Raw genomic sequence first — 12320 nt, 5'->3', positions numbered from 1 at the left:
GCACGCTGGCGATCGCTTTGGCAGCCCTGTCACGCGCCGTCCAGACGCAGCAGCTCTAAGCGATGGAGCAGATTCGCCGCCGGTTAGTATACCCGTGCTTCGCATGCCCCCACGTAAACCACAGATGACGAGGCGGACGGGGTGGGCCCGGCTGATTGTCTCAATCTGTAACATCTACAGGGCAAATCTTCCTCTACGTGTTACAGATCGAGACAAACGGTCGACACGGTTCACGAGCGTCTCAATCTGTAACAGTTACCGAGTAAAATCGCTCCTAATTGTTATAGAACAAGACAGAGGGGGATTTCCGTTCAGTCCAAACCAAATCTCTCGCTCTTCCTGCAATTTCGAACATGTGGCCTATAATGTTGCTTTGGTTACGCTATATATTGCGCAGCCATTTAATACGTCGCCCACCGGGGGCCATTAATTCCTATCGCCATATTGGCTAGGAAGCAATCAAAGGAGGTATCCGTGGCAGCAGAGACGCCTTGCTCGGTCCTCTATAACGATATTCGCTCGTTCGGCGGTCTTAAACATCTCGAGATCGCCCGAATGCTCATCAATGGAAACTCTTATCTCGGCAGTACCCTGCTCGAGAAATGCTCTTCCAACCGCTCGTATCTCACCCGTTACATCGTCCATCGCAAGCCTGACCAGTGCGCGCCCTCCATCTACAGCGACTTTACCGTCACCACGCTCAACCTTTCCTCGGCAATCTGCAGCAAGCTCGGCGGCGGCGAGTCCGCCTATCGGGCAATCGCCGAGCACTATCGCGGTCCGGCCGCCAACGAAATGATGTCGGCTCTCACCAGCTACAAGCTGGACAGCCGCCTATATGCAAATGCCCTCAATCGCATCGACAACTTTGACGGCAATGCCGTGCGCGAGAAAAGCACGCTTTACCTTATGCTCTTTGTGGCAACGGGGGCGCTCGCCGATCCCGTTCAGGGCGTGGCCACCGTCGAGCGCTTTTGCGACAGCAAGACGGGCGAGCACTTTGGCACCACCGAAACTACCGTCGGACGTGGCTTTATGAGCAGCCTGGAGCAGCCGCGCACCGTCGCCCCCAACCTCGGTCTGCTCAGAACCCATGCCGACAACTGCGCCGACATGCAAATCCATCCCCTCACACGCGATCCGCACGGCACCGTGATTGGTTCTCTGCCCAAAACCTCGCCCAGCATCACCGATGTGGGCGCCGACGCATCGCGCGAGCATCTTCGCATTTGGCTTGAGGGTGAGCACTGGTACGCCCAGGGCCTTGGATCGACCAACGGCACGGTGCTCGAATCGGGCGCGCGCGACGGCGATATTGTGATTGAGCCGCCGCGCGACCAACGCGAGCCCGGCAAGATCTATCCCCCCGTGGAAATCGCCAACAGCGACAGACTTCATTTGGGTCTCTATACGACATTCCTTGTCATTGTGGACTAGCGCGGACGGCGATCGAAAGACGGTCGCCGTCCGTCTTTCGTCTTCTACCTTCTGCGTCGTAAACGACAATGCACAGCGGTATACGTGGGCAGTGCGGCTATCATGGTACTTTACCGATATCCGCACTGCTCACGTATACGTGCGGCAACCCATGCCAGACAAAGGAACGCCATGGATACTACCGATAGCGCCTATGGCGACAAACTCATCCGTCTCGATACGTTCGATACCGCCGTGGCGGTCGACCCCAGCGCCGAGGACGACGCCAAGCGTCGGTTTATGACGCTTATTCTCCAGACGGCCCACCGCAACAACGGCAACATCGGGCACGTGCTGCGCGCGACCAACACGAGCGGCGAGGTCTTTGCCGTCAAGCTACTCAAGGACAACGCCATCCTTTCCGGCCAAGCCCCCGACCGCTCCGCCGAGCAATCGGCAGCGCACCTGGCCAACACCGCTGCGCTGTTCGAGGAGTACCGTCATCTGTGTACCGTCTCGCACCTGCGCGGATTTCCGCGCGTCTATGGCTACGGATCGTGCGAGGATGACCCGCTCATCCTCATGGAGTGGGTCGAGGGCACCTCGCTCAAGCAGGCGCTGCCCCTGCTTCCGCACGACGCCTCGGGCGGGCTGACCACCCAGATGGTCGCCGCCGTCGGAAACGCCGTGCTTCGTGCGCTCTTGATGACCCAAGGCCTCGTGAATCCGGTCATTCATCGCGACCTGTCGCCTGCCAATATCATGTTCCGCACCACCAGCCGAACGCTCGAGCAGCAGATTGCCGATTGCTCCTTTGACCCCTGCCTCATCGACATGGGCTCCGCGACCATGGCTCTCGGCGACGACACGATCACCCGGCGCGCCGACATCTGGCGCCTTGCCACGCCCGCATACGCCGCGCCCGAGATGCTCACGCAGGATATCGAAGGCATCGCGGCCCTTCGCCGTTCGCCGGCAATCGACGTCTATGCGCTTTCGAGCATTTTGTACCAGCTCTACAGCGGTCGCAAACCGTTTGACTTTGAGTCGACGGACGCCGCTGCAACCGGCTCGTTCTATCTCGTAAAGACCAAGACCAAGCCGGCACCGCTCGAGCCGCGCTGCGAGGGCGATGAAGCGCTTGTCCAAATCATCATGAAAGGCATCTCGGTCGAACAGGGCGATCGCCCTACCGAGCAGCAGATGCTCGAGGTGCTCTCGACATACCTCCCCGCTGCAGAATCTGAGGACCGCGAGGGCGCGGGCAATGACGCCGTAATCGACATCGACTCCGGTACGCACCTTAAGGTCAACGTCGCCGGCGAGCGAGCGCGAGAGATTCTAGAGCAGGCCCGGCACGATGCCATGACCCGCCGCCGCTTTATTATCGGTGGCGTTGTCGCAGCCGTTGCGGGGCTCGGCGTTATCGGGGCGGCAACCCATGGCTTTGGCATCCCCGACTACCTGGACGGCATCCGCAGTTCACTTGACGACTACACTTGGGATCAGCTGCAGGAGATTTCGCTCAAGATTAAGGCCACCGAGACCCGTAGCGAGGCACGCGAGATTGCCAGGCGCTATCATCTGCTCGATGCCGATGGGCATATCCCCTATCCGTGTACCAAGCGTGTCACGCTCACCAACGGGCTGCAGGTTGGCGCGCAGCTTGTGGGCATCCGCCACGATGAGCTTCTGGACGGGACGGGCAAGGCCGGATTGACGTTTATGTTCGATGCGGGTATTGCCGAGCGCAACGCTGCGGCTGAACCGCCGAGCGCCGGCTGGGCAGATTGCGAGCTGCGAGAATGGCTCGACGGCGACGGCCTTAAGCTGCTGCCCAATGAGCTACGCGCGCTCATTAAAGGTGTCAAGAAGGTCTCGAACAATGTGGGCGCTGCCAACAGCGCGGCGTGTCTGAGCGAGTTGCCCGCGACCCTTTGGCTGCCCGCCATGGTCGAACTGTGCGGTGTGCAGCCGCCCGATTCGTTTGCCGAGGACTATCACTACCTGGCAGACATCTACAACGGCGAGGGCAAGGAGTATCAGCTCTTCCGCGAGCTCAAGGTGAGCCCGTATTCCACGAACGAGACGATGGTCCGCCAGTGGAAAGGCAAGGACACCTGTTGGTGGGAGCGCACGGTGAGCCCCGACACATCGGAGAGCGAAGGCACGCTCTATATGAACCGCGTGGGGCACGACGGCGACGTCTTTATGTACGCCACCCCCGCGGACAAGCCAAACAAACGAACCTGCGTGATCCCCGGATTCTGTATCTAGGCGGCGGGCGTCTTGCCATGACGGGACCCACCCCGGCAATTGTCTCGTTCTGTAACACTAGCTCGGCAGATGCAGGTCTAGATGTTACAAAACGAGACAAACCCCAACCCCGCGAGACAACATCTCAATCTGTAACAGTAAGGGGTCAAAAACCTCTCTAGATGTTACAAATCGAGACATTTGAGTTGACCACAGACGCTCTGTCTCGATCTGTAACAACTAGGGCCCAATTATCGGTCTTACTGTTACAGATCGAGATGTTCGGGTTGCCCTCTAATGGTTTGTCTCGATCTGTAACAGTTACTCGACAAAAACGGGTCTAGTTGTTACAGATTGAGACATTAGACCGGCTACGGTCCGCCGACCTGGCTATCACCTCGACCAATAATAGAATGACATACATTTCTTTCTGTACTGGACACCCCCAGGGGGTATGGGTGTATAGTATCAGCAGGTTAACAATTCCAACACCGAACCACAGAAAGGAGAAGCCATGGCTCAAGATAAGTTCGACGTGGGCGGCATGACATGCGCCGCTTGCCAGGCGCATGTGGATCGCGCCGTGAGCAAACTCGACGGCGTCCAAAGCGTCGCGGTCAATCTGCTCGCCGGTTCCATGATGGTGGACTATGACCCCGTGCAAGTCTCCCCCGACGATATCTGCACCGCCGTCGACCGTGCGGGTTACTCGGCCTCGCCCGTCGATGAGGGCACCGGCGCCGCCGGCTCAAACGGCAGCGCGCAAGCCAGGTCCGGCGCCGCCCATATGGAGTCGCCGACCAAAAAGCTGGAGGCCACTGCCTCCGCCATGCGCACCCGCCTCATCATCTCGATCATCTTCCTCATCCCGCTGTTCTACATAGGCATGGGGCACATGCTCGGTTGGCCACTGCCCGGCGTCTTCACCGACCACACCCACAGCATGACGCTCGCGCTCACCGAGCTCGTCTTGCTCATCCCCATCGTCTATGTCAACGACGCGTACTTTATCAACGGCTTCAAGTCGCTCGCGCACGGCGCGCCTACCATGGACGCCCTTATTGCCGTGGGCGCCACCGCCTCCATCGCCTGGTCGCTCTACGCCATGTTCATCATGGCCGACCAGCTGGCCGCCGGGCAGGTGCACGAGGCAATGATGACGAGCATGGACAACCTGTATTTTGAGAGCGCCGGCACGATCCTGTCGCTCGTCACCGTGGGCAAATATCTCGAGACACGCAGCAAATCCAAGACCGGCGGCGCCATCGAGGCGCTGATCGACCTGGCACCCAAGACCGCGACCGTCGTGGCAGAGGACGGCAGCGAGGCCACCGTCGACGTCGACAGTATCCTTCCCGGCCAGGTCCTGCGCGTGCGCCCCGGAGAGTCCATCCCCGTTGACGGCGTGGTGCTCGAGGGCAGCTCGGCTGTGGACGAGAGCGCGCTCACCGGCGAATCCATTCCCGTGGAGAAGACCGCCGGCGACACTGTCAACGCGGCCACGGTCAACCGCACGGGCTCGTTTACCTTCCGCGCCACGCGTGTGGGCGCCGACACGTCGCTCGCCAAGATTATCCAGCTCGTCGAGGATGCCAACGCCACCAAGGCGCCCATCGCCCGCATGGCCGACAAGGTCGCCGGTGTGTTTGTTCCCGTGGTGTTTGCGATCTCGGCCGTGACTTTTGTGGCATGGATGGTTTTGACTGGAAGTATCAACGAAGCGCTTACCTCCGCCGTCGCCGTGCTGGTGATCAGCTGCCCGTGCGCGCTGGGCCTGGCCACGCCCGTCGCCATTATGGTCGGCACCGGCAAGGGCGCCGAGATGGGCATTCTGTTTAAGAGCGCCGAGGCGCTGGAGAACCTGCGCAGCGTGGGCACCGTGGTGCTCGACAAGACGGGCACGGTCACCCGCGGCAAGCCTGCCGTGACCGATATCGTGGTAGCCACGCGCGCTGACGGATCGCCCGCCATGAGCGAAAAGGCGCTGCTCAAGCTGGCCGCTGCGCTGGAGCGCTCAAGCGAGCACCCGCTGGCCGAGGCGATTATGGCCGAGTGCGAGACACGCGGGATCGTCGCGCGCATGGTCGAGGACTTTGCCGCCGTGCCCGGACGAGGCGTTACGGCGCGCGAGGGGCAGAATGTCATCGCCGCCGGTAACGTGCACCTGATGAACGAGCTAGGCGCGAAGGTTCCCGCCGGCCTTGCCGAACAGTTCGCCGCCGAGGGCAAAACGCCGCTGTTCTTTGCCAAGAACAGCGAGCTTGTCGGTACCATCGCCGTGGCTGATGAGGTCAAAGAGACGAGCGCCGAGGCCATCGCCGCGCTCCGCAAGCTCGGCGTCGACGTGCGCATGCTCACCGGCGACAACCGCGTGACGGCCGAGGCCATCGCCCGCCGCGTGGGGCTGAGCCGCGAGCAGGTCATCGCGGACGTGCTGCCCGCCGACAAGGAGCGCCACGTGCGCGAACTGCAGGATGCGGGCGGCAAGGTCGCCATGGTGGGCGACGGCATCAATGACTCCCCCGCTCTGGCGCGCGCCGACGTGGGCCTTGCGATCGGCACCGGTGCCGACATCGCCAAAGAAGGGGCAGATGTGGTACTCATGCGCAGCGACCTTATGGACGTCGCCCGCGCCATCGAGCTTTCGCGCGCCACGATCCGCAACATCAAGCAGGACCTGTTCTGGGCACTGTTCTACAACGGCATCGGCATTCCGCTGGCGGCGGGCGTGTTCTTCCCGCTCACCGGCTGGCAACTCTCGCCGATGTTCGGCGCCGCAGCCATGAGCCTGTCGAGCGTATGCGTCGTAAGCAACGCGCTGCGCCTGAAATCCTTTAAGCCCAAAGTGGCAAAATAGGATCACTATTAAGTCCATTTAGAACGGGTTTTCCAGGTGCCCGAGATTGACCTGAAAGAGGAGCGACGCGTACTTTGGTACGCGAGCGACGGCTTGAAGGTCAAGGTCGGGTGCCTGGGAAAGCCGACACAACAGAGAGGAATACCCATGCGATACACAATCAAGACTTCCGGCCTTATGTGCGGCCACTGCGACGCTACCGTCGAGACGGCACTGCTCAACGTTGCCGGTGTGACCGACGCCGATGCCGATCACGAGACTCAGACCGTACAGGTGGAGTGCGCCGACACCGTAACCGCCGAGCAGCTCGCCGCCGCCGTCGAGGCTGCGGGCGAGAAGTTCCACGCCCTATCCGTGACCGCCGCGTAGCAGACGCCGCCTACTCAATCCTCAGAAGTTGCGGTGAAATACGGACTGTTGAGCCGCCCTAGGCCTTTAAACAGTCCGTATTTCACCGCAACTGACGGGGGCATCCGGAAGATCGACCAGAAACGAGGACCCGCCATGATGGCAGACCACAAATCGGTGACCCGCATGCTCAAGACGGCACGCGGCCAGATCGACGGCATCTTGCGGATGGTCGAGGAGGACCGCTACTGCGTCGATATTTCCACGCAACTCATGGCAACGCAGGCGCTCATCGCCCGCATCAACGCCGACGTGCTCAAGGCGCATATCGAGGGCTGCGTCGCCTCGGCCATCGAATCGGGCGACGAAGACCTCAAAGCCGCCAAGCTCGCCGAGATCGAACGCGTCGTCGACAAGCTATCCAAGTAATTGGGGCATTGGGGACAAACTTCTTTGCACCGTCTTGGTGTTCCGGGGACAGGCACGTTTGCATCACCTTGGTGCAGATTAACCTGTCCCCCTTGCTCTAAATCGGGTATAAAGGCGTGCAGCATATCGAACGAAAGGCAATTTGCATGAATGACTTTATGAAAGGCCGCAATGGCGCCGATGAGCTCACCATCGTGATGGGTTTTGCCGGCATCGTCATCGCAATGATCGGATCGATAGTCCGCATCCAGTGGCTCAGCTGGATTGCCATCGCCGTAATCGTGATTGGCGTGCTGCGCGGCCTGTCCAAAAACGTCGACGCCCGCCGCAAGGAGAACGCGGCCTTTGTCACCGCGACCGCGAACGTCCCCGGCCTGGGCAAGTTCGTCGCCAGCTTGGGCGGTGGAACTGCTGCTGCCAGCACCTCGCGCGCAGCTGGAACAAGCAAGGAAGACTTTGAGCGTGCCAAGCGCACGGCCAAGAAGATGTGGAAGGGCCGCAAAACCACGGCATATCTCAAGTGCCCCAACTGCGGCCAGATGCTCTCCGTCCCCAAGGGCAAAGGCAAGATTCGCGTCACCTGCCCCAAGTGCCACGCCAAGATGGAAACGCGCTCCTAGCCGCTACACCATAGGACAAAATAAAAGCCGAGACCTCGTATTGAGACCTCGGCTTTTTGTATGCGGCAACGGAGCTGTCCCTTTGTCACATCTACGCCACGCCGTCGCGGGCAAGCTCCTCGGCAAGCGCTTCGGCAGGCATGGCCATAATCGCGTCGAGCTCGGCGTCCACCTCGGGAATACGCTTCACCTTGAGCTTGCGTACCAGATCGCCACGACACATCACGTGTACCGGCTCACGCAGAGCGCACAGGTCATCGAGCGGGTTCTCACGCGTCACCAGGATATCGGCGGCCTTGCCGCACTCGATTGTGCCAGTCTCGCCGCCCAGCCCCAGCAGCTCGGCATTAACCTGCGTGGCTGTATGCAGTGCAAAGGCGTTGCTCACGCCGACATACTTGGCAAAATAGGCCACCTCGCGCCACATGTCGTACTGCGTCACGAACGGGCAGCTCGAGTCCGTACCCAGCCCCACCTTAACGCCAGCATCCAGCGCGGCGCGGGCGCTCTCGATGATGCCCGAGCACACGATGTCGCCGTTCTTCTTTTGCGTATCGGTCGAATGGGTCTTTTTCGGGTCGAGCAATACAAACGGCAGCGCCGGGCTGATAGTGCAGGTAACACTGGGCGCACGCCCCTCGAGCTGCGTGCCCGCGGCGCCACGGTACAGCTCCAGAATCTCGGGCGTCAACGGAGCGCCGTGCTCAATCGTATCAACGCCGGCCTCAAGCGCGGCCTTCACGCCCTCGGTACTCTCGACATGAGCCATAACCGGAAGGCCCATATCGTGCGCCGCCTTGCACGCCGCCGCGGCAACCTCCACCGGCATACGCAGCACGCCCGGCTCGCCCACCTCGGTCGCATCGAACACGCCGCCCGTCACGAACAGCTTAATGACGTCGGCACCGCGCGCATACAGGTCGCGCACCTGTTCGGCCGCCTCGGCGGGACTGTTGGCCACCTGGGCGAACAAGCCCGCACCATGGCCGCCCGGAACCGTGACGCCCGTTCCCGGCGCCACCAGACGCGGACCCTGATACTTGCCGGCATCGATAGCATCGCGCACTGCGATGTCGGCAAACAGCGGGTCGCCTGCACCGCGCACCGTGGTCACGCCGCTTGCCAGCTGCTGTTGGGCGCTGCCTTTGAGGATGTGGCGCACGATGGCGCGGCCCACGGGATTATCGAGCTTCTTCATCAGCGCGCCCGCATCGCCCGCCGAAACCGGCTTGCCCGAGCCGCACAGATGCACATGCATATTGATGAGGCCCGGCATGAGATACGCACCTGCCAGGTCGATGACCTCGGCGCCTGCAGGCGCCTGCGCCACAGCACTCGGCCCCATCCACGTGATGACACCGCGCTCAACGACCACGGCCATGTCGGGTTGCGGCTCCATATGCTCCGAACCGTCCAGAATGGTCGCATTGATAAACAACGTAGAACGATCAGCAGACGCCATATCGAGCTCCTTCCTCACGATTAACTTGAACATTTGTCCATTATCACCTAATGCAGCGACCTAAAGTCGAACATATCGGTTAACGGAGGGACGAGAGAGATGCGAGGGCAAACGGAGACAACGTGGCAATGCTCCGGCCGTGTCGACGAAACATCTCGATCTGCAACAGGTACGGGGGCTTTGGGTCCCTTACCGTTACAGATCAAGACATTCTTTCAACCCCGTCGGTCTATATCTCAATCTGTAACAGTTAGACCGTGTTTTGACGGCTAGATGTTACAGATTGAGACAAAGTCAGGGGCAGCAGAGCGACACCAGTCACATCCCCTACTCCCACTCCTGCTCGTAGATGTTGAGCGACTTTACGTACCGCCCCTGGGCGCCCATGATGTCGCGGACCAGACGCAAGAAGAAACTGATGCACGAGGTGTCAAAGCCATCCTGCAGGTCCTCCGGATGCACCGCACCAGGCCCATCGACCGCCGTGTCACTCAGGCGTGCGATGTCATACAGATAGAGTTGTCCCGCCGTCAGCCAGACATCGTCGACGCAGGCGAGGCGCACCGCAATCGCTCCGTCGCTCCAATGCTCCTTTTGCACGATATGCGGATCGTAGACGTCAAAGCGACGGTCGGTGCGTGTGTCCTTCAGCGCGACCATACCAGTCGCAGGATCCTTGTCCAAAATGCCAAAGCGCGAGAAATACTGCGTGTCGCATACCTGCTCGAGCCGCTTGAGCGAGGCAGGCGAAAGCGATGCCGGCGGCTCATCAACATACAGCTCGAGCAGCGTCTTGCCATGGCGATAGGGGCGCTCGAAGAGCAGCCAATCGGTAAATGCCATGTTGTAGGCCATGATTTCGTTTTGGGAAGGCTCGGTGCAATAGCCGAGCCACGGGTCGACAATGATCTCGAACTGCTCGCGCGCCGGCTCCAAAAATTGGAACTTCCGCAGCATCCAAAAATGGGCCATGTCGGCAATATCGTTGCCAACGGCTTCGGCCAGATGCGCTCGGTCTAAAACGTGGTCAGTCACGGCATCCTCCTCAAACTGATGAACCTCAATTTGAGCTTACGAGGAGGGTGGGCAGCCACTGTCAGCACGGACAAAATAGGCCTCCGGCTGCAAACCAACTGCTGACCAAACACTTGACGGGATGCTTGACCGAAAATGCGCACCGTAATAAAACCGCAGGTAAACATAGACGGCCAACCCGCCCTTTTGAGCCATATGCCCACAGCCACCACAGAAACAACAGGTGACCACAGCTCAAAAAGACGCCGAATGGACACTCGCGCGTCGACAAACGAACAAATCGGTCGCAAACCCGCAAGGGGTGTCCCTGGGTGCCGACACATAAGGAACGTCCCCGGCTGCCGGCACTTGGGGACGTTCCTTTTGGGCCGGCCGTTGGGGACAGCCCTTGACGATTCAATTGTGAACAGCCGCCTTACAGCTCCAGCGCCTCGGCGACTTCGGCTGCGCAGGCCAGGGCATCGGCCATGGCGTTCACAACGAGCGAGCTGCCGTTGCGGGCATCACCCGCCACATACACCGGCGCGGTATCCGCGGCGACACCCTCCGTGCGAGCCGCGAGGTGCGAGCCCTCGGCAGCCATCACCGGCAGCGGACGGCCAGCGGCAGCAACAGGCACGCCAACGGCGTTGAACACGCCATGCTCGGGACCCGTAAAGCCGCAGGCGATGAGCACCAGCTGCGCCGGCACCTCGTGCTCGGAGTCTGCGATGCGCTCGGGCTTACCGGCCGACCAGTCCAGATCGACCACGCGCAGACCCGCAGCCGCGCCCTTCTTGTCCAGCAGCACCTCGAGCGTATCCACGCCCCAGGCACGCATCTCGCCACCCATCGCAGCGATAGCCTCCTGCTGGCCGTAGTCGGTCTTCTTAACGTTGGGCCACTGCAGCCAGGGGTTGCTCGCCGCGCGCTTATCGGGCGCAGCCGGCAAGAACTCAAACTGGCGCACGCTGCGCGCGCCCTGGCGCACCGCGGTACCCACGCAGTCGTTGCCGGTATCGCCACCGCCAATGACCACAACGTCCAGGCCGTACGCGTTCACCGCGGGCTCGCCGCCATCGAGTACCGAGACGGTCGAAGCCGTCAGGTAGTCCACCGCGTACACCACGCCCGGAGCATCCACGTTCGCAGCCGAAAGACCGCGGGGCGCACGAGCGCCGGCAGCCACCACGACGGCATCAAAGTCATCGAGTTTGGCGGCAACCTTGGGATCGTTCACATCGGCACCCAGCTCAAACACAATGCCTAGCTCGCGCATGAGCGCCACGCGACGCTCGACCACGGACTTCTCGAGCTTCATGTTGGGAATGCCGTACATGAGCAGACCGCCCGGGCGGTCATCGCGCTCAAACACCGTCACGCGGGCGCCCCGACGCGCAAGCTCCCATGCCGCCACCAGGCCAGCAGGACCGGAGCCCACCACGGCGACCGTGGGCGCATCCTCCCCTGCCGGCTCAAAGCGATGCGGACCGCCGTTCGCCCATTCGTGGTCGCTAATCGCGCGTTCGTTATCGTGAATCGTCGTGGGCTGGCCGTCGACCGAACCCAGGTTGCACGCGGCCTCGCACAGCGCCGGGCACACGCGGCTCGTGAACTCGGGCATGGGCGAGGTAAGCGACAGACGCTCGGCAGCCTCGTCCCAGCGGCCGCGGTACACCAGCTCATTCCACTCGGGAATCAAGTTGTGCAGCGGGCAGCCGCTCGGACGCGCCTTGCCAAAGCTCGCGCCCATCTGGCAAAACGCCACGCCGCACATCATGCAGCGGCTCGCCTGGGCGCGACGTGCGTCGTCATCGAGCTCCACGTACAGCGGATCAAAATCATGGCTGCGCTCCTCCACGGGGCGCAGCTCGTGGGTCACGCGATCGATATCAAGAAAGGCACCGGGCTTACCCAT

9 protein-coding genes are annotated in these 12320 nt (G+C 61.3%); 6 read left to right on the top strand and 3 right to left on the bottom strand.

The window, feature by feature from the left end:
• Window positions 1-474 precede the first annotated feature (474 nt).
• The 6 genes from GPK42_RS10175 (at window position 475) to GPK42_RS08325 (ending at window position 7926) form a co-directional block, all read left to right on the top strand.
• Entirely contained in the window at window positions 475-1437 is a 963-nt protein-coding gene (locus GPK42_RS10175) for an FHA domain-containing protein (protein ID WP_195544336.1), read from the top strand.
• A gap of 171 nt (window positions 1438-1608) precedes the next feature.
• Entirely contained in the window at window positions 1609-3693 is a 2085-nt protein-coding gene (locus GPK42_RS08345) for a protein kinase domain-containing protein (RefSeq protein ID WP_215694760.1), read from the top strand.
• 493 nt (window positions 3694-4186) lie between these two features.
• Window positions 4187-6529, top strand: coding sequence for a heavy metal translocating P-type ATPase (locus tag GPK42_RS08340; protein WP_215694759.1), 2343 nt, complete (start codon window positions 4187-4189; stop codon window positions 6527-6529).
• Between the two features lie 147 nt (window positions 6530-6676).
• Window positions 6677-6898 carry a heavy-metal-associated domain-containing protein gene (locus tag GPK42_RS08335; RefSeq protein ID WP_055310331.1) on the top strand — a complete coding sequence of 74 codons (222 nt, stop codon included), beginning with the start codon at window positions 6677-6679 and terminating at the stop codon, window positions 6896-6898.
• Window positions 6899-7033: 135 nt separating this feature from the next.
• Entirely contained in the window at window positions 7034-7306 is a 273-nt protein-coding gene (locus GPK42_RS08330; protein ID WP_215694758.1) for a metal-sensing transcriptional repressor, read from the top strand.
• 146 nt (window positions 7307-7452) lie between these two features.
• Entirely contained in the window at window positions 7453-7926 is a 474-nt protein-coding gene (locus GPK42_RS08325; protein WP_215694757.1) for a hypothetical protein, read from the top strand.
• A gap of 91 nt (window positions 7927-8017) precedes the next feature.
• On the opposite strand, the gene GPK42_RS08320 is transcribed toward GPK42_RS08325, so the two are convergent.
• The 3 genes from GPK42_RS08320 to GPK42_RS08310 all read right to left on the bottom strand — a co-directional run bounded on the left by GPK42_RS08320 (window position 8018) and on the right by GPK42_RS08310 (window position 12320).
• Window positions 8018-9388, bottom strand: coding sequence for an amidohydrolase family protein (locus tag GPK42_RS08320; protein WP_252200216.1), 1371 nt, complete (start codon window positions 9386-9388; stop codon window positions 8018-8020).
• 327 nt (window positions 9389-9715) lie between these two features.
• Window positions 9716-10423, bottom strand: a complete 708-nt coding sequence (locus GPK42_RS08315; RefSeq protein ID WP_148332042.1) for a hypothetical protein — start codon at window positions 10421-10423, stop codon at window positions 9716-9718.
• A gap of 415 nt (window positions 10424-10838) precedes the next feature.
• Window positions 10839-12320, bottom strand: coding sequence for a glutamate synthase subunit beta (locus GPK42_RS08310; RefSeq protein ID WP_215694755.1), 1482 nt, complete (start codon window positions 12318-12320; stop codon window positions 10839-10841).

The sequence above is a fragment of the Collinsella aerofaciens genome, from assembly GCF_018785265.1.
Taxonomy (GTDB): Bacteria; Actinomycetota; Coriobacteriia; order Coriobacteriales; family Coriobacteriaceae; genus Collinsella; species Collinsella aerofaciens_AI.
Note: the sequence above shows the minus strand (reverse complement) of the source record. Positions and strands in the feature narration are given on the sequence as shown.

Excerpts from the sequence above, each read along its gene's own strand:
- GPK42_RS08320 (WP_252200216.1), bottom strand. The coding sequence starts at position 9,388 with ATGGCGTCTGCTGATCGTTCTACGTTGTTTATCAATGCGACCATTCTG.
- GPK42_RS08310 (WP_215694755.1), bottom strand. The coding sequence starts at position 12,320 with ATGGGTAAGCCCGGTGCCTTTCTTGATATCGATCGCGTGACCCACGAG.
- GPK42_RS08330 (WP_215694758.1), top strand. The coding sequence starts at position 7,034 with ATGATGGCAGACCACAAATCGGTGACCCGCATGCTCAAGACGGCACGC.
- GPK42_RS08325 (WP_215694757.1), top strand. The coding sequence starts at position 7,453 with ATGAATGACTTTATGAAAGGCCGCAATGGCGCCGATGAGCTCACCATC.
- GPK42_RS08340 (WP_215694759.1), top strand. The coding sequence starts at position 4,187 with ATGGCTCAAGATAAGTTCGACGTGGGCGGCATGACATGCGCCGCTTGC.
- GPK42_RS08345 (WP_215694760.1), top strand. The coding sequence starts at position 1,609 with ATGGATACTACCGATAGCGCCTATGGCGACAAACTCATCCGTCTCGAT.
- GPK42_RS08335 (WP_055310331.1), top strand. The coding sequence starts at position 6,677 with ATGCGATACACAATCAAGACTTCCGGCCTTATGTGCGGCCACTGCGAC.